At 72.7% G+C, this 17,731-nt stretch carries 15 protein-coding genes; 11 read left to right on the top strand and 4 right to left on the bottom strand.

Annotated features, from left to right (window positions below):
* The first annotated feature begins 22 nt into the window (after positions 1-22).
* The 8 genes from P0Y31_RS10480 to P0Y31_RS10445 all read left to right on the top strand — a co-directional run bounded on the left by P0Y31_RS10480 (position 23) and on the right by P0Y31_RS10445 (position 10,607).
* On the top strand, positions 23-1,078 hold the full coding sequence (locus tag P0Y31_RS10480) for an extracellular solute-binding protein (RefSeq protein WP_275869119.1): 1,056 nt from the start codon (positions 23-25) through the stop codon (positions 1,076-1,078).
* 86 nt (positions 1,079-1,164) lie between these two features.
* Positions 1,165-2,673 carry an iron ABC transporter permease gene (locus P0Y31_RS10475; RefSeq protein ID WP_275869116.1) on the top strand — a complete coding sequence of 503 codons (1,509 nt, stop codon included), beginning with the start codon at positions 1,165-1,167 and terminating at the stop codon, positions 2,671-2,673.
* Complete coding sequence (locus P0Y31_RS10470) at positions 2,670-3,725, top strand: ABC transporter ATP-binding protein (RefSeq protein ID WP_275869113.1); 1,056 nt, start codon at positions 2,670-2,672, stop codon at positions 3,723-3,725. The genes P0Y31_RS10475 and P0Y31_RS10470 overlap by 4 nt, the downstream gene beginning before the upstream one ends.
* Positions 3,722-4,933: an MFS transporter gene (locus P0Y31_RS10465; protein WP_275869111.1), complete on the top strand. Its 1,212-nt coding sequence runs from the start codon at positions 3,722-3,724 to the stop codon at positions 4,931-4,933. The genes P0Y31_RS10470 and P0Y31_RS10465 overlap by 4 nt, the downstream gene beginning before the upstream one ends.
* A gap of 68 nt (positions 4,934-5,001) precedes the next feature.
* Positions 5,002-6,696 (top strand): alkaline phosphatase D family protein, encoded by a 1,695-nt coding sequence (locus P0Y31_RS10460; RefSeq protein ID WP_275869108.1) that lies wholly within the window; start codon positions 5,002-5,004, stop codon positions 6,694-6,696.
* Positions 6,693-7,970, top strand: a complete 1,278-nt coding sequence (locus tag P0Y31_RS10455) for a nucleotide pyrophosphatase/phosphodiesterase family protein (protein WP_275869105.1) — start codon at positions 6,693-6,695, stop codon at positions 7,968-7,970. Before P0Y31_RS10460 ends, P0Y31_RS10455 begins: the two co-directional genes overlap by 4 nt.
* A 164-nt stretch (positions 7,971-8,134) precedes the next feature.
* The gene (gene lepA, locus P0Y31_RS10450) at positions 8,135-9,979 is read left to right on the top strand and encodes a translation elongation factor 4 (RefSeq protein ID WP_275869102.1); all 1,845 of its coding nucleotides are present in this window, start codon (positions 8,135-8,137) and stop codon (positions 9,977-9,979) included.
* A 160-nt stretch (positions 9,980-10,139) separates the two neighbouring features.
* Positions 10,140-10,607 carry a hotdog fold domain-containing protein gene (locus P0Y31_RS10445; RefSeq protein ID WP_275869099.1) on the top strand — a complete coding sequence of 156 codons (468 nt, stop codon included), beginning with the start codon at positions 10,140-10,142 and terminating at the stop codon, positions 10,605-10,607.
* On the opposite strand, the gene P0Y31_RS10440 is transcribed toward P0Y31_RS10445, so the two are convergent.
* Entirely contained in the window at positions 10,604-11,389 is a 786-nt protein-coding gene (locus P0Y31_RS10440; protein WP_345803632.1) for a tyrosine-protein phosphatase, read from the bottom strand. The genes P0Y31_RS10445 and P0Y31_RS10440 overlap by 4 nt on opposite strands.
* Before the next feature lie 9 nt (positions 11,390-11,398).
* Positions 11,399-12,355 (bottom strand): ornithine cyclodeaminase family protein, encoded by a 957-nt coding sequence (locus P0Y31_RS10435; RefSeq protein ID WP_275869096.1) that lies wholly within the window; start codon positions 12,353-12,355, stop codon positions 11,399-11,401.
* Positions 12,356-12,453: 98 nt separating this feature from the next.
* On the opposite strand from P0Y31_RS10435, the gene hemW reads away from it, so the two are divergent.
* A complete protein-coding gene (gene hemW / locus P0Y31_RS10430) occupies positions 12,454-13,680 on the top strand; it encodes a radical SAM family heme chaperone HemW (protein WP_275869093.1) in 1,227 nt (408 codons plus the stop codon).
* Positions 13,681-13,734: 54 nt separating this feature from the next.
* Here hemW and P0Y31_RS10425 read toward each other — a convergent pair whose 3' ends face one another.
* Positions 13,735-14,316 (bottom strand): DUF4870 domain-containing protein, encoded by a 582-nt coding sequence (locus tag P0Y31_RS10425; protein ID WP_275869090.1) that lies wholly within the window; start codon positions 14,314-14,316, stop codon positions 13,735-13,737.
* 143 nt (positions 14,317-14,459) lie between these two features.
* The gene (locus P0Y31_RS10420; protein ID WP_275869087.1) at positions 14,460-15,338 is read right to left on the bottom strand and encodes a DUF3097 domain-containing protein; all 879 of its coding nucleotides are present in this window, start codon (positions 15,336-15,338) and stop codon (positions 14,460-14,462) included.
* 159 nt (positions 15,339-15,497) lie between these two features.
* Here P0Y31_RS10420 and hrcA point away from each other — a divergent pair, with 159 nt between their 5' ends.
* Together hrcA and dnaJ are read left to right on the top strand one after the other, a co-directional pair.
* Positions 15,498-16,529, top strand: a complete 1,032-nt coding sequence (gene hrcA, locus P0Y31_RS10415; protein ID WP_275869085.1) for a heat-inducible transcriptional repressor HrcA — start codon at positions 15,498-15,500, stop codon at positions 16,527-16,529.
* Positions 16,530-16,600: 71 nt separating this feature from the next.
* Positions 16,601-17,725, top strand: coding sequence for a molecular chaperone DnaJ (gene dnaJ, locus P0Y31_RS10410; RefSeq protein WP_275869083.1), 1,125 nt, complete (start codon positions 16,601-16,603; stop codon positions 17,723-17,725).
* Positions 17,726-17,731: the final 6 nt, after the last annotated feature.

The following is a 17,731-nucleotide window of genomic DNA, read 5'->3' as shown; positions in this document are numbered from 1 at the left end:
CCTTGCCTAATATCGTGACGCCATGCCTTCCCCCTTCTCCTTCTCCCGCGCGGCGGGCCGTCGTGCCACCGCGGTCGCCAGCGCCGCCCTCCTGGCCCTCGGGCTGACCGCCTGCGGCCAGGACGGCGAGGAGCCGCTGTCCGACGACGCGCTGGTGATCTACTCCGGCCGCAACGAGAACCTCGTCGCCCCGGTGCTGGAGAAGCTCAAGGACGCCACCGGCGCCGTCGTGCAGGTGCGCTACGGCAGCTCCAGCGAGCTCGCCGCGCAGCTCCTCGAGGAGGGCGAGAACACCAAGGCCGACCTGTTCTTCTCGCAGGACGCAGGCGCCCTCGGCGCGCTCGGCAAGAACGACCGGCTCGAGACGCTCGACGCCGCCACGACGGGCACGGTGTTCGACGGCTTCGCCGACCCGAACAACCACTGGGTCGCCACCTCCGCACGGGCCCGGGTCATCGCCTACAACCCGGCGCAGGCTCCCGAGGTCACCGACATGACGACCGTCGACGCCGTGCTCGACCCGAAGTACAAGGGCAAGATCGGCTACGCGCCCACCAACGCCTCCTTCCAGTCCTTCGTCACGGCGCTGCGGGTCGCCAAGGGCGAGGACGGCGCGAAGAAGTGGCTGGAGGACTTCAAGGCCAACGAGCCCAAGGCCTACGACAACAACATCCTCGTGCTCGACGCCGTCGACTCCGGACAGGTCGGGCTCGGCCTCATCAACCACTACTACTGGTACGAGCGGGTGGCCGAGAAGGGCCCCGACGCCGTGAAGGCCAGGATCCACTTCCTGAACTCGGACGACCCCGGTGCGCTCGTCAACGTCGCCGGGGTCGGGATCCTCAAGGGCACCAACCAGAAGACTGCCGCCACCAAGGCCGTCGACTACCTGCTCTCCAAGGACGGCCAGCAGTACTTCGCCGACGAGACGGCCGAGTACCCGGTGGTGGCCGGTGTCGAGTCCACGAAGCACGACATCCCGCCGCTGTCGGAGCTCAAGCGCAGCAGCGTCGACCTGAACTCGCTCGACTCCCTCGAGCAGACCCTCGCCCTGCTCGACGAGGTGGGGCTCACCTGAGCGCCGACCTGCTGACCGAACGGGCCCCCGACCCGTTGGCGCGGACGGGGGTCCGCTCGGGCGTGCGCGGGCGGCGGGCGCCCTGGATGCTGCTGGCCCCGGGCCTCGTCACCGCGCTGGTGGCGCTGCTGCCGATCGGCTACCTGCTGGTGCGTGCCGGCGAGGCCGGTCTCGAGCGGGTCTGGGACATCGTGGTCCGGGAGCGGACCCTGACCCTGGTGCTGCGCAGCCTCGCCCTGGCCGGCACGGTCACTGCGCTCAGCCTCGCCGTCGGGGTCGGCCTGGCGATCCTGGCCACCCGCACCAACCTGCCGGGACGCCGCCTCCTGGCCGTGACGGCCGCCCTGCCACTGGCGATCCCCAGCTACGTCGCGGCCTTCGCCTGGATCTCTGCCTTCCCCTCGGTCAGCGGCTTCGGCGGCACAGTGCTGGTGCTCACCGCGTGCTGCTACCCCTACGTCTACCTGCCCGTCGCGGCCGCGATGCGCCGCATCGACCCGTCCGTGGAGGAGGTGGCCCGCTCGCTCGGCCGCTCGCCGTGGAACACCTTCTGGTCGGTGACGGCGCGGCAGCTGCGCCCCGCCGCGGCCTCCGGAGCGCTGCTCGTCGCGCTCTACGCGCTCAGCGACTTCGGGGCCCCGTCGCTGCTGCGCTTCGACGCGTTCACCCGCGTCATCCACGCGTCCTACCGCTCGAGCTTCGACCGCACCCCCGCCGCCGTGCTGTCCCTCCTCCTGGTCATCATCACCGTCGCCATCACCGTGGCGGAGGCGCGGACCCGGCGTGGCACCGAGCACGCGCGCGTCGGCGGGGGAGTGTCGCGCCGCCCGCACGTCGTCGGGCTGGGTCGCCTGCGCTGGCCGGCCGCCGCCCTCGCCGGGGTGGTCGTCGCGGTCGCGCTCGTCTTCCCCATCGCGTCGCTCCTCTACTGGTTCGCCACCGGCCTGTCGGCCGGCGTCGACGTACCCGACCTGGTGGCGAGCGCGCTCAACACCTTCTGGTTCGCCCTGCTCGGCGCGGTGTTCTGCACCGCCCTGGCGATCCCCGTCGGCGTCCTGGCGGCGCGCCACCGCGGCCGCAGCACCGCCCTCATCGAGCACGCCTCCTTCGCCGGCCACGCGCTGCCGGGCATCGTGGTCGCGCTCGCCCTCGTGTTCTTCGGGGCGCGGGTGGCCCAGCCCATCTACCAGCGCACCCCGCTGCTCGTGCTCGCGTATGCCGTGCTGTTCGTCCCCGCGGCCATCGGGGCCGTGCGGTCGGCGGTGGCGATGAGCCCGGTGCGCACCGAGGAGGCGGCCCGCAGCCTGGGCAGCACGCCGTGGCAGGTCCTGCGGCGGGTGACCCTGCCGCTGGCGGCACCGGGCATCGGCGCGGGCGCCGCCCTCGTGCTGCTCACCTGCATGAAGGAGCTGCCGGCCACGCTGCTGCTGCGGCCCACCGGCGCCGACACCCTGGCCACCAGCCTCTGGACCGAGACCGGCGTGGCCGCCTACGGCGCGGCGGCACCCTACGGGCTGGCTCTCGTCGTGCTCGCGGTGCTGCCTACGCTTGCCCTCATGAGATCGCAGCGCGTCGGAGAGGCGGACGTGTCATGAGCGCGCTGACCATCCGTGACCTGCACGCCTCGTTCGGCGACACCACCGTCCTGCGGGGGGTCGACCTCGACGTGCCGGAGGGCACCCTCACCGCGGTGCTCGGCCCCTCGGGCTGTGGCAAGACGACCCTGCTGCGGGCCGTGGCCGGCTTCGTCCGGCCCGACTCCGGCACCGTGATGGTCGACAACCAGGTGCTCTTCGGCCCGGGCACCGACGTGCCGCCCGAGCGCCGAGGCGTCTCGCTCGTGCCCCAGGAGGGCTCGCTCTTCCCGCACCTCGACGTCGCCGGCAACGTCGCCTTCGGCCTGGCACGCGACCAGCGACGCGGCAGCAGGCGCGTCGCCGAGGTGCTCGAGCTCGTCGGCCTGGCCGGCTACGCCAAGCGCCGGCCCGACGAGCTGTCCGGCGGCCAGCAGCAGCGGGTCGCCCTGGCCCGGGCCCTCGCCCCGAACCCGCGGCTGGTCCTGCTCGACGAGCCGTTCTCCGCGCTCGACGCCGGGCTGCGCGGGTCCGTCCGTGCCGACGTGCGCACCGCGCTGTCGGCGACCGGCGCCACGGCCGTGCTGGTCACCCACGACCAGGACGAGGCGCTCTCGATGGCCGACACCGTCGCCGTGATGGACGACGGCGTGGTGCGCATGCACGCCTCGCCCGAGCAGGTCTACACCGGCCCGGTCGACCTCGGGGTCGCCCGGTTCGTCGGCCAGCTCGTCGAGCTGCCCGCGCGGCTCGAGGGCACGGCGGCGCACACGGTGCTCGGTGACGTCGTCGCGGTGCCGGCCGAACGGCATGCGGCAGCCACCGGCTCGTCCGGAGTGCTGGCGCTGCGCCCCGAGCAGCTGCGGCTGCACCGCGGCGACACCGGTGCGGGGGTGCCCGCGCAGGTCGAGACGGTCTCGTTCCACGGGCACGACGCCACCGTCGCCGTGCTGCTCGAGGAGTCCGCGGGGGTGCGGCTGCTGGTGCGCACCACCGGGCCCGCGGCCACTGTCGGTGACCGGGTCCGCGTCACCGTCGAGGGCCCCGGGCTGTTCTTCGCGGACCGCGCGTGAGCGCGCACCCCCGACTGGCCCTGCTCGCGCTGGCCACCGGTGGCTTCGCCATCGGCACCACCGAGTTCGTCACCATGGGTCTGCTGCCCGAGGTGGCCGCGGGCGTGGGCATCGACATCCCGACCGCCGGTCACGTCGTCTCCGCCTATGCCGCGGGCGTGGTCGTCGGGGCGCCGCTGCTGGCGGCGCTGGGCGCGAAGCTGCCCCGCAAGCACCTGCTGCTCTGGCTCATGATGGCCTTCGCGGTGGCCCACGTCGCCTCGGCCCTCGCGACGACCTACCCCACCCTCATGGCGGCCCGCTTCGCCGCCGGGCTGCCGCACGGCGCCTACTTCGGCATCGCCTCCCTCGTCGCGGCGTCGCTGGTGCCCCTGCACAAGCGCACCTGGGCGGTGGCGATGGTGCTGACCGGTCTGACGGTGGCCAACATCGTGGGCGTCCCGCTGACCACCAAGCTCGGCCAGGACCTCGGCTGGCAGTGGCCGTATGCCGCGGTCGGCGTCATCGCGCTTCTCACCGTGCTCGCGGTGTGGCGCTGGGTGCCCTTCACGGCGGTCACCGGCGAGGAGTCGGTACGGGCCGAGCTGCGCGCCCTCCACAAGCCGCAGGTCTGGCTCGCGCTCGGCATCGGCACCGTCGGCTTCGGCGGCATGTTCGCCACCTACGCCTACATCTCGCCGACCATGACCGAGCTCGCCGGGCTGCCGGTCGCGGCCATCCCGGTGGTGCTGGCGGTCTACGGCGTGGGCATGACGGTCGGCACGATGCTGTCGGGCCGGGTCGCTCGTCGCGGGCTCATGCGGGGCATCGTCGTCACGCTCGGCCTCATCGCGGTGATGCTGACGGTCTTCGGTTTCGCGGCCCGCCAGCCGGTGCTCGCGGTCCCCATGGTGTTCCTGCTCGGCCTGCTTCCGAGCATCCTCGTGCCGATGCTGCAGACCCGGCTCATGGACGTCGCCCACGAGGGCCAGTCGCTGGCCGCCGCGCTCAACCACTCGAGCCTCAACATCGCCAACGCCCTCGGAGCCTGGCTCGGCTCGGTCGTGCTCGCTGGCGGGCTCGGCTACGAGTGGCCCTCCCGGGTGGGCGCTGCCCTCGCCGTGCTCGGCGTCGGCCTGGCGGTCGTCTCGGGGCTGGCCCAGCGCCGCGAGACCCGGGCGGCAACCGCGCAGGCGCCCGACGCGCTGGCCTCCGTGGCCCGCGGGTGAACACCGCGTGAACCCTCCCGCCGATCCCGTCACCCGCACGCAACCCGCCTCGTTGAGGCTGCGTGACCATGATCGAACGACGGACCTTCCTCGCCGGCTCGGCGGCGGCCGCGGGCACCCTCGGTGCCGGCGGCGCGCTCGCCCAGGCCGCGACAGCCGCCCCGACCACCCGCAGCACGACCGCCGGCAGCTCCACCGGCGCTGACGCCACCCCCGTCTTCCGCCACGGGGTCGCGTCCGGTGACCCGCTTCCCGACGCCGTGGTGCTGTGGACCCGCGTGACCCCCACCTCCGACGCCCTGCCGGGCTCGGGTGCCGGCCCGCGGGTCGCCGTCGGCTGGCAGGTGGCCACCGACCCCGAGTTCCGCCGGGTCGTCGCGCAGGGCTCGACGGCGACCGGCCCGGAGCGCGACCACACCGTCAAGGTCGACGCCCGGGGGTTGGCCCCCGCGACCGACCACTGGTACCGCTTCACGCTCGACGGCGCGACCTCACCGGTCGGCCGCACCCGCACCGCACCGGCGCCCACCGCCACGCCCGAACGGCTCCGCCTCGCCCTGGTCTCGTGCTCCAACTGGGAGGCGGGCTACTTCTCGGCCTATCGCCACCTCGCGGCCCGCGGCGACCTCGACGCGGTGCTGCACATGGGTGACTACCTCTACGAGTACGGCACGGGCGAGTACGCGAACGGCCAGTCCAACCGCGTCGTCCGCGCCCACGAGCCGGCCCACGAGATGGTGTCGCTGGCCGACTACCGCCAGCGCCACGCGCAGTACAAGACCGACCCCGACCTTCAGGCCCTGCACGCGGCCGTGCCGTGGGTCACCACCTGGGACGACCACGAGAGCGCCAACGACGCCTGGTCCGGTGGTGCCGAGAACCACCAGCCCGACGAGGGCGACTGGGCCACCCGCAAAGCCGTGGCGCGCACGGCCTACGACGAGTGGATGCCGGTCCGGCTGTCCGGCACGGCTGTGGCCGGCGACGGCGTGCAGGTCTACCGCCACCTGCAGTTCGGCCGGCTCGCCGACCTGACGATGCTCGACCTGCGCAGCTACCGCAGCCAGCAGGCCGCCACCACCGACCCGGGCTCCACGGGCGACCCGTCCCGGACCATCACCGGCGACGCACAGATGCAGTTCCTCAAGGACCGCCTCGCCGAGGGCGACGCCACCTGGAAGCTCGTCGGCAACCCGGTGATGGTCAGCCCCGTCCTCTTCCCGCCGCTCGACCAGCACGTCGCCGGGCCGATCGCCGACCTGACCGGCATCCTTCCCCGCGACGGCGCGCCCTACAACGTCGACCAGTGGGACGGCTACACCGCCGACCGCCGCGAGCTCGTCGACTTCCTCGCCGACCGCGGCATCGCCAACACCCTCTTCCTGACCGGCGACATCCACTCGGCCTGGGCCTGCGAGCTGCCGGTCGACCCGGGCACCTACCCGCTCAGCCGCACGGTCGGCGTCGAGCTGGTCGCCACCTCGGTGACGTCCAACAACCTCGACGACCTCACCGGGTCGCCGCCGCGCACCAGCTCGCTGGCCGTCGAGGACGCGATCAGGGCCAGCAACCGCCACGTGAAGCACCTCGACTTCGACAGCCACGGCTACTCCGTGCTCACGATCACCCCCCAGGAGACCCAGATGGACTGGTACGTCACCAGCGACCGCGCCGACCAGGCGGCCACCTCGACGTGGTCGACGGGCTGGAAGGTGGCCGTCGGCAGTAACAAGCTCACCGCAGCGACGGGGGAGGCGCGATGACCCCGACGACCGGTATGCCGCACGGTGGCGCCACGTCGCGCCGCACCTTCCTGCGCGCCGCCGGTGCCCTCGGCGGCGTCGTGGTGCTCTCGGCGGCCGCCGGCGCGCCCCTCGCCGCCGCGGCGGCGGGCGCCCGCACCCGTGTCTACGTGCTCGTCACGGACGGCTGCCGTCCCGACGAGGTGACCCCCGACCTGACGCCGAACCTGCACGCGTTGCGCCAGGCCGGCACGTGGTACCCGAACGCCCGCTCGCTGCCGGTGATGGAGACCATCCCCAACCACGTGATGATGATGACCGGCGTGCGCCCCGACCGCAGCGGCGTGCCGGCCAACGCGGTCTTCGACCGGAGCGAGGGCGCCGAGCGCACCCTGGACCGGTCGAGCGACCTGCGCTTCCCGACGCTCCTCGAGCGGCTGAACGCCGCCGGCTACCGCACCGGCACCGTGCTGTCGAAGTCGTACCTCTACGGGATCTTCGGGACCCGCGCGACCTACCGCTGGGAGCCCTCGCCGCTGGTGCCCGTCACCAACCACGCGCCGGACGCCTTCACCACGGACGCCCTCATCTCGATGGTCGACAGCGTCGACCCCGACCTCGTGTTCACCAACCTCGGTGACATCGACCGGGTCGGACACTCCGACCTCACGGGCTCGACGACGCTGGCCGCGGCCCGGACCGCCGCGCTGGCCTCCACCGACCAGCAGGTCGGCCGGTTCGTCCAGCACCTGAAGGACACCGGCCGGTGGGAGAGCTCGGTGCTCGTCGTGCTCGCGGACCACTCGATGGACTGGTCGGTGCCGACTCGCGTCGTGTCGCTCGCCCCGGCGCTCGAGGCCGACCCGCTGCTCACCGGCCGCGTGCAGGTCGCGCAGAACGGCGGCGCCGACCTCCTCTACTGGACCGGCGCCGAGGCCGACCGCGCCGCGGCGGTGACCCGGATGCGCGAGGTCGCCGGGGGAGTGGCCGGCGTGCTGTCGACCCACGTGCCGTCCGACCTGCGGCTCGGCCCCGAGGCCGGTGACGTCGTCGCCTACTGCAGGGCGGGCTGGCGGTTCAGTGACCCCGCGGTGTACTCCAACCCCATCCCCGGCAACCACGGGCACCCCGCCACCGAGCCGATCCCGTTCTTCCTCGCGGGCGGGTCGCGACGGATCGCGTTCGGCGAGGTGCGCACCGACGTGGCGCACACCCTCGACGTCGCCCCGACGGTTGGGGCGCTCTTCGGCCTGTCTGCCCCCTCCGGCGGCTACGACGGCACCTCGCGCCTCTGACCCCTCGCCTCTGACCTCTCGCGGTTCGGGGTATCGACGTGTGCCATGGCGCGCACCGATACCCCGAACCGCGAGCGGTGCGTCACCGGCATACGGCTGCGCATGGGAGGATGGGTCGATCCGCCCCCGACTCGCCGAAGAGGTCTGAAGAACCCGTGTCACCCATGGCCCGCACCGCGCTGCAGCCGCACGCAACGCCGCCGGAGCTGATCCGGAACTTCTGCATCATCGCCCACATCGACCACGGCAAGTCGACCCTCGCCGACCGGATGCTCCAGATCACCGGCGTGGTCGACGAGCGGGCCATGCGCGCGCAGTACCTCGACCGGATGGACATCGAGCGCGAGCGCGGCATCACCATCAAGTCCCAGGCCGTGCGCATGCCGTGGGAGCTCGACGGCACGACCTACGCGCTGAACATGATCGACACCCCCGGGCACGTCGACTTCACCTACGAGGTGTCCCGCTCCCTCGCCGCGTGCGAGGGCGCCGTGCTGCTCGTCGACGCCGCGCAGGGCATCGAGGCCCAGACCCTGGCCAACCTCTACCTGGCCATGGAGAACGAGCTCACGATCATCCCGGTGCTCAACAAGATCGACCTCCCCGCGGCGCAGCCGGAGAAGTTCGCCGAGGAGCTCGCCGGCCTCATCGGCTGCGAGCCGGAGGACTGCCTGCAGGTGTCGGGGAAGACCGGGTTCGGGGTCGAGCCGCTGCTCGACCAGATCGTCAAGCAGTTCCCCTCGCCGGTGGGCGATGCCGACGCGCCGGCCCGCGCCATGATCTTCGACTCCGTCTACGACACCTACCGCGGTGTGGTGACCTACGTCCGGGTGATCGACGGCAACCTCAACCCGCGCGAGCGGATCCAGATGATGTCGACGAGGGCCACGCACGAGCTGCTCGAGATCGGCGTCATCTCACCCGAGCCGGTGCCGTCCAAGGGCCTCGGCGTCGGCGAGGTCGGCTACCTCATCACCGGCGTGAAGGACGTGCGCCAGTCCCGTGTCGGTGACACCGTCACCAACGCCGCCAAGCCGGCCAAGGAGGCACTCGGCGGCTACCGCGACCCCAAGCCGATGGTGTTCTCCGGGCTGTACCCGATCGACGGCTCGGACTACCCCGACCTGCGCGACGCCCTCGACAAGCTCAAGCTCAACGACGCGGCGCTGGTCTACGAGCCGGAGACGTCCGCGGCCCTCGGCTTCGGCTTCCGCATCGGGTTCCTCGGCATGCTCCACCTCGAGATCGTCCGTGAGCGGCTCGAGCGCGAGTTCGACCTCGACCTCATCTCGACGCTGCCCAACGTCGTCTACGACGTGACGATGGACGACGGCAAGACCCTGGTCGTCACCAACCCGAGCGAGTTCCCGTACGGGAAGATCTCCGAGGTGCGCGAGCCGGTGGTGCGGGCGACCATCCTCGCGCCGAGCGAGTTCATCGGCGCCATCATGGAGCTATGCCAGCAGAAGCGGGGGAGCCTGCGCGGCATGGACTACCTGTCCGAGGACCGCGTCGAGATGCGCTACACGCTGCCGCTCGCCGAGATCGTCTTCGACTTCTTCGACCAGCTCAAGTCGCGCACCCGCGGCTACGCCTCGCTCGACTACGAGCCTGACGGCGACCAGGTCGCCGACCTCGTCAAGGTCGACATCCTGCTCCAGGGCGAGACCGTCGACGCGTTCAGCGCGATCGTGCACAAGGACAAGGCCTACGCCTACGGCGTGATGATGGCCAGCAAGCTCAAGGACCTCATCCCGCGCCAGCAGTTCGAGGTGCCGATCCAGGCCGCCATCGGGGCGCGCATCATCGCCCGCGAGAACATCCGCGCCATCCGCAAGGACGTGCTCGCCAAGTGCTACGGCGGCGACATCAGCCGCAAGCGCAAGCTGCTCGAGAAGCAGAAGGCCGGCAAGAAGCGGATGAAGAACATCGGCACCGTCGAGGTCCCGCCGGAGGCCTTCATCGCGGCGCTGTCGTCCGACAGCAGCGCAGCCGACAAGAAGAAGTAACCAGCCCGGTATGCCGCGTGCAGGCGGCCGCTGGCGCGCTCGCCTGCGCGTGCGGCTCGCCGAGATGGGGCTCCGCCCCACGACACGCCGACGCGGAGTGTGACTGAGGTCCATCTCGGCGAAAGCACGTCCTGGGTTACCGGCGGGTAATATCGCCGCCATGGTGGACACCTACGCGCTCTACCGGCGCCTCACGGCATACCCCCAGGGCAAGCGGCTCTTCTCCCTGGTCTTCGAGCAGGCCGCGCCCTACTTCCGCACCTCCCGGCCCCGCTTCGTGGAGCTGCGACCGAACTACGCCGAGCTGACGGTCGCCAAGCGGCGCCGGGTGCAGAACCACATCGGCACCGTGCACGTCATCGCCATCTGCAACGGCCTCGAGGCCGCGATGGGAGCCCTTGCCGAGGCGACCATCCCGCCGGGGCGGCGGTGGATCCCCAAGGGCATGAGCGTCGACTACACCGCCAAGGCCACCAGCGACATCCGCTGCATCGCCGAGACCGACCCGCAGGACTGGGCCGCTGGCCGGGTGGAGGTGCCGGTGCGGGTGCGCGGGGTGCGGGAGGACGGAACTGCGGTGGTGCAGGGCGTGATCCGGCTGCACATCTCGGACCGGCCGGCGAGCTAGCCCACCAGGCTGGAACGCAGCCCGGCCACCTGCTCCTCGGTCCAGCCCTGCTCGACCAGCCAGCCGGCGGCGCCGCCGTGCCGCTCGTCGAGCACCGTGAGGATGCGCGCCATCGTCTCGGGCCTGGGCAGGTGGTCCTCGAGCGGTCGGTCGCGGAGGTTGTCGGCGTAGGCGGGTCGGGCGCTCAGGCGCTCGATGATGCGCTCGATGCGCTCGGCGGTGGCGACGTAGTCGGCGACGATCTCCTCGTCGGGGACACCGGCCACCGCGAGCGCCAGGCCCACGACCGTGCCGGTGCGGTCCTTGCCGGCCGCGCAGTGGACGACGGTTGCCCCGTGGGCCGTGGCGACGACCTCGAGGGCCGCAGCCACGGAGTCCGGGCGGTCGGCGAGGTAGCCCAGGTAGTGGCTCGCCCAGTAGTCGTCGTCGTGGCTGGCCAGGCGCTCACGCACGCCGTCCTTCTGCCACGGCAGCACGAGCGCGTCCTCGACGGTGACCTCGACCTCGTCGTCGCGGAAGAGCGAGTGACGGTGGTGGGTCAGGGGTGTGCGGGTCAGCGGTCCGGGGCCCTCGGTGTGGTACTCCACGTTGCTGCGCAGGTCGACGATGTCGGTGACCCCGAAGTCGTCGATGAGCCGCCGGACGTCGCGCTCGGTCAGGTCCTGGAGGTTGTCGGAGCGGAGCAGGCGGCCGGTGCGCACGGTGCGCCCGTCCATGGTGGGCAGACCCCCGACATCCCGCATGTTGACGACGCCGTCGAGGTCCACCCAGCCGATGCTCACGTCCAGACCTTACGTGGAGGTGCCGCCAACCACCTGCCCGGCTCCCGCGTCGCCGGCGGCGCGCCAGACGGCGTCGGCCACGACGAGGTCGCTCAGGCCGTTGCCGAGGTTCTGGCACACGACGCGGCCGGTGGGCCTGTCCCGCGGGTTCGCTGCGAGCAGCGCACCGGTCCACGTCGTGGGCGACGGGTAGTCGCCCAGCTTCCGCTGGCTCCGCACGGCCTCGAACTGCACGACGTCGTCGGCCGCGAGAAGGGCGGTCGCCGCGAGGGCCGGGCCGACCGAGCTGGCGTAGTCGAGGGGGAGCAGCAGGGCGTCGTCGCGCACCCACTCCGGGTGCAGCTCGGCGCCGGTGAGCCCGATCGAGAGGGCGGTCACGACGACGGCGGCTCCCCGCACGGCCCCGGCCGGCTCGGGCGCCCTCCGCAGCCGCACGGAGGGGGTCTCCTCGGCCGCCCACGCCGTCAGCGCGTCGAGGGCCTCCGTCCGTCGGGCCCACACCACCACGTCGTGCCACCCGAGGGCCTCGAGCACGCGCAGGTGCGAGCGGGCCTGCACCCCGGCGCCGGTGATGGCCACGTGGCCGGGCCGTGGCGGCGCCAGGTGGCGCACGCAGGCCCCGCTGACGGCGGCGGTGCGGGCAGCGGTCAGCTCGGCGGCCGGCATGAGGCACACCGGCAGACCGGTCTCGCCGTCGTTGACGACCATGACGCCGGACGCCGTCGGCAGCCCGCGGGCCGGGTTGTCGGGGAAGATGCTGATCCACTTGCAGCCCAGCAGCCCTCGCTCCGGCCAGGCGGCGGGCATCGCGTTGGCGAAGCTGCCGGGCAGGGTGTGCACGGCCGGCTTGGGCGGCGCCTCGGCCCGGCCGTCGGCCAGGGCGGTGAGCGCGGCGGCGGCGAGCTCGACGCACTCCGCCGGAGGCGGCAGCAGCCGGCGGACGTCGTCATCGGTCAGGACCAGCACGGGCGCCAACCTACCGGCGCCCTCCTCGCCCCCGCCCGCCGTGGCCGGAGCACCACGCCCTGTTCGAATGACCACGATGCGGCTGAGAGAATGGACCCATGCCGAGCACGCTGCCCGAGGGCGACCCCGCGCCGCCCGACGGACGCCTCCCGGCGTCGGCCCTGACCACCCTGCCGGCCCGCCCCTTCGGCATCTACCTGCACGTGCCGTTCTGCACGGTGCGCTGCGGCTACTGCGACTTCAACACCTACACACTGACCGAGCTCGGGGCCGACGGCGCCAGCGTCGACACGTTCGCCGACGCGGCGCTGCGCGAGCTGCGGTTCGCCGGTGGCGTGCTCGAGGGGGCCCCGCCCGTGGAGACGGTGTTCGTCGGTGGAGGGACGCCGACCATGCTCGCCGCCGACGACCTCGTGCGCATGCTCGACGGTGTGCGGGAGGTCTTCGGGCTGGCCGAGGGCGCCGAGGTCACGACCGAGGCGAACCCCGACTCGGTGACGCCGGAGGCGCTGCAGCGGCTGGCCGAGGGCGGGTTCACGCGCGTGTCGGTCGGCATGCAGTCGGCGGTGCCCCACGTGCTGAAGGTGCTCGAGCGCACCCACGAGCCGGCCAACGTCGCCCGGGCCGTCGAGGCTGCGAAAGCGGCGGGCCTGCAGACCAGCGTCGACCTCATCTACGGCACGCCGGGGGAGAGCCTCGAGGACTGGCGCGCCAGCCTCGAGGCGGCCGTCGCCCTCGACCCCGACCACGTCTCCGCCTACGCGCTCGTCGTCGAGGAGGGCACCAAGCTCGCCGCCCAGGTGCGCCGCGGCCAGGTGCCGGCCCCCGAGGACGACGACGAGGCGGCCAAGTACGAGCTCGCCGACGAGCTGCTCGCCGCCGCCGGCTACGACTGGTACGAGGTGAGCAACTGGGCGCGGACACCGGCCGCCCGGTGCCGCCACAACGAGGGCTACTGGGCCGACGGCAACTGGTGGGGTGTCGGTCCCGGTGCCCACAGCCACGTCGGCGGCGTGCGGTGGTGGAACGTCAAGCACCCCAACGCGTATGCCGGCCGGCTGGCTTCCGGGGCGAGCCCGGCTGCCGGCCGGGAGACGCTGACGGAGGAGCAGCGCTACGACGAGCGGGTGCTCCTCGGCGTGCGGCTCGCCGACGGGCTGCCGCTGGCCGACCTGCGCGACGAGGGCCGGGAGGCGGTGGCCGGGCTCATCGCCGACGGCCTGCTCGACGGGACGGCGGCGGTGCGGGACCGAGCGGCGGTGCTGACCCGCCGGGGCCGGCTGCTCGCCGACACCGTAGTGCGCCGCCTGCTCGGCCTGCGCTGAGCCCCGGACGGGCGGCTGCCGCCACGACAGCGACTGCCCGTCCGGGGGGCTCGGCTACTTCACCCAGTCGGGCGTCAGGGGGTAGCGGTACCACTTGCCGTTGTTGGCCTCCACCGCCGCGACGATCTGGAAGACGATCGCGGCGACGGCGATGATGCCGGCCGTGATGAACCCGACGAGCACGAACATCAGCGGGACCGAGATCAGGATGCCGATGGCCACGATGATCTGGAAGTTCAGCGCCTGCGCGGCGTGGTGGCGGATGAAGGGTCCGCGGTCGCGGAAGACCAGGTAGATCACCAGCGGGCCGAGGAACGGCAGCCCGACGAACGAGGCGAGGAACGGCGACAGGTGCGCCGCGATCGACCAGTTGCGCTCGTCGGTGGGCGAGAGCGGTGCGGGACCGGCCGCGGCATACGGCTGCTGGTAGCCCTGCTGGTACGGCTGCTGGTAGTAGCCCTGCTGGTTCGGCTGCTCCTGCGCCTGCCCGTACGGCTGCTCCTGCTCATAGGGCGGCGGGGGCAGCTCCTGGGACGGCTCCTGCGGCGGCAGCTGGGGCTCACCCGGCGCCGTCGGCTGGGAGGGCTGTCCCTGCGGGGCCTGCGGCTCCGGCGTGGACGACGTGTTCTCGCTCATCTGCGTCTCTCCTTGTGGTCTTGGTGCCAGTCAACCGCACACCGCGGCGGGCCGAACCCCCTTTCGGGGTGCGCTCAGGGCACGGTCCGGGTAACCCCTGAGCCGCGCGGCCGGGACGACCTCGTGCCCGGACCTCGGGGCGACTAGTGACCCGGCGCGGTGACGAAGTCGATCAGCTCCTCGACGCTGGCGAGCAGGGTGGGCTCGAGGTCGGCGTAGCTGCGCACCGTGCCGAGGATCTGCTTCCACGCCCGGGCGATGTCCGCCTGGCTCTCGTGCGGCCACCCGAGGTGGGCGCAGATGCCGTGCTTCCACGACGTGCCGCGGGGAATCACCGGCCAGGCCTGCAGTCCCAGCCGCTCGGGCCGCACCGACTGCCACACGTCGACGTACGGGTGGCCCAGGACCTTGACGTGGGCGGCATACGGCCGGAGGCGCTGGGCCGCCTCCACCACCTTGTGCTCCTTGGTGCCGGGGACGAGGTGGTCGACGAGCACGCCCATGCGCCTGCCCGGGCCGGGCTGGAAGTCCCGGATGGCCGCCTCGAGGTCGTCGACGCCGTCGAGCATCTCCACGACCACGCCCTCGATGCGCAGGTCGTCACCCCAGACGCGCTCGACGAGCTCGGCGTCGTGCCGCCCCTCGACGAAGATGCGCGACCCGCTGGCCACCTTGGCCTTGGCGCCGTGGACCGCGCGCGAGCCGCTGGCGGTGCGGGAGGCGGCCTGCCTGGCGGCCGCGACCTGGGCGCGGGCAGCGGCCTTCGGCGGGGTCAGCACCACCGGTCGTCCGTCGAGGAGGAAGCCGGGGCCGAGGGGGAAGCCCTTCGACCGGCCGCGCCGGTCCTCGAGGTGCACCACGTGCATCCCGCCGGCCTTCTCGACCCGGGTGACCGCCCCGCACCACCCGGTCTCGACGTCCTCGACCACGAGGCCGGACTCCGCCTCGACCTCGCGGGAGCGTCCGCCCTTGGGCGCACGCCAGTCGCCGGAGAGCACGTCGGAGCCATACCTGTCGGTCACCGGGGAAGGCTATGCGGGTGGCGGGCGACAGTCGTGGCGGGCACGCCGGGAATCGTCGTACGGGCCGACCACGACGTAGACTTGGCACTCGAAAGGTGTGAGTGCCAGCACCCTCACCGACCCCTTTGCGCCACCACCAGGACGAGACGGGAGGACTGCATGAGCGAGGAGCGCCGTCTGGCCGTGCTGCGGGCCATCGTCCAGGACTACGTCCAGACTTCCGAGCCCGTCGGTTCGAAGGCGCTGCTGGAGCGCCACCAGCTCGGAGTGTCGGCTGCCACCGTGCGCAACGACATGGCCGTCCTCGAGGAGGAGGGCCTCATCGCCGCGCCGCACACCAGCGCGGGACGGATCCCCACCGACGCCGGCTACCGGCTGTTCGTCGACCGGCTGAGCGCGGTGAAGCCGCTGAGCGTGGCAGAGCGTGCCGCCATCTCGCAGTTCCTCGAGGGCGCGGTCGACCTCGACGACGTCGTCGACCGCACGGTGCGGCTGCTGGCCTCGCTGACCCGCCAGGTCGCCGTGATGCAGTACCCCTCGCTGACCCGCTCCAGCGTCCGCCACGTGGAGCTGGTGCCCATCGGCGCGTCGCGGCTGATGGTCGTGCTCATCGTCAACACCGGCCGGGTCGAGCAGCGGGTGCTCGAGTCGCACCACGACCTCATGACGGCCGAGGGCGAGGACCTGCTGGCGCGGGTGCGCGGCAAGGTCAACGTCGAGGCCGTCGGCAAGCGCCTGGTCGACGCCGCGGCCGCGCTGGAGGCGCTGCCCGAGCAGTTCGTGCCGGGCGAGCGCGACCTGGTGCGCGCCGTGGTGCGCTCGCTCGAGGACGCCCTGGTGGAGGAGCGCGAGGAGCGGGTGGTGCTGGCCGGCACCGCCAACCTGGCCCGGTTCGGCACGGACTTCCCGCTCAGCATCGGCCCGGTCCTCGAGGCACTCGAGCAGCACGTCGTGCTGCTGAAGCTGCTCGGGGAGGCCCACGCCGGGCCGGACGCGGTCGCGGTCCGGATCGGCCACGAGAACCCGTTTGCCGGGCTGCAGTCCACGTCGGTGGTCTCCACCGAGTACGGCACCGGCGCCGACCTCGTCGCCGGCATGGGCGTCGTAGGGCCCACCCGCATGGACTACCCGACCACGATGGCGTCGGTGCGCGCGGTCGCGGCCTACGTCTCGCGCATCCTGTCCCAATGACCAGCGCGGCCCGGTGATCGCCGCGCGCCACCACGTACTGCCCGAAACAGCATGACGGAGAAGGACATTCGTTGAACGACTACTACCAGGAGCTCGGTGTCTCCCGCGAGGCCACGGCCGAGGAGATCAAGCGCGCCTACCGCAGGAAGGCGCGCCAGCTCCACCCGGACGTCAACCCGGGTCCGGAGGCCGAGGAGCAGTTCAAGAAGGTCTCCCAGGCCTACGACGTGCTCGGCGACCCCGAGAAGCGGCGCAGCTACGACATGGGCGCCGACCCCTACGCCACGGGAGCCGCGAGCTTCGGGCAGGGCTTCTCCTTCAGCGACATCATGGACGCGTTCTTCGGTCCGGGCGCCGGTGGGGCGCAGCGCGGGCCGCGCTCGCGCCAGCGCCGCGGCCAGGACGCGCTCGTCCGCCTCGACATCGACCTCGCCGATGCCGTCTTCGGTGCGGAGAGCGAGCTTGCCCTCGAGACCGCCGTGGTCTGCGAGACCTGCCACGGCGACGGTGCGCAGCCCGGTACGTCCCGGCGCACCTGTGACGTCTGCGGCGGCCGCGGCGAGATCCAGCAGGTGCAGCGCTCCTTCCTCGGCCAGGTGATGACCAGCCGTCCGTGCATGACCTGCCACGGCTACGGCGAGGTGCTCGTCAGCCCCTGCTTCGAGTGCTCCGGCGACGGTCGCGTGCGCACCCGGCGCACCCTCAAGATCAAGGTGCCGGCCGGTGTCGACACGGGCACCCGGATCCAGCTCACCGGTGAGGGCGAGGTCGGCCAGGGCGGTGGCCCGGCGGGTGACCTCTACGTCGAGATCGCGGTCCGGCCGCACCCGACCTTCCAGCGTCGCGGCGACGACCTGCACTGCACGATCGAGCTGCCCATGACCGCGGCGGCCCTCGGCACCACGGCGAAGCTCGACACCTTCGACGGCATCAACGAGCTCGAGATCCGGCCCGGCACCCAGGCCGGTGACGCCATGACCCTGCGCGGGCTCGGCGTGACCCACCTGCGCGGCACCGGGCGCGGCGACCTCATCGTGCACGCCAACGTGATCACGCCGACCCGCCTCGACGCCGAGCAGGAGGAGCTGCTGCGCCAGTTCGCAGCCCTGCGCGGCGAGGAGCGGCCCGAGGGCCACCTCGCGCCGGCGGGCCAGGGCCTGTTCGGCAAGCTCCGCGACGCCCTGAAGGGCAAGTAGGGGCCG

It is taken from the genome of Knoellia sp. 3-2P3 (assembly GCF_029223115.1).
In the GTDB taxonomy this organism is placed as follows: Bacteria; Actinomycetota; Actinomycetes; order Actinomycetales; family Dermatophilaceae; genus Pedococcus_A.
Note: the sequence above shows the minus strand (reverse complement) of the source record. Positions and strands in the feature narration are given on the sequence as shown.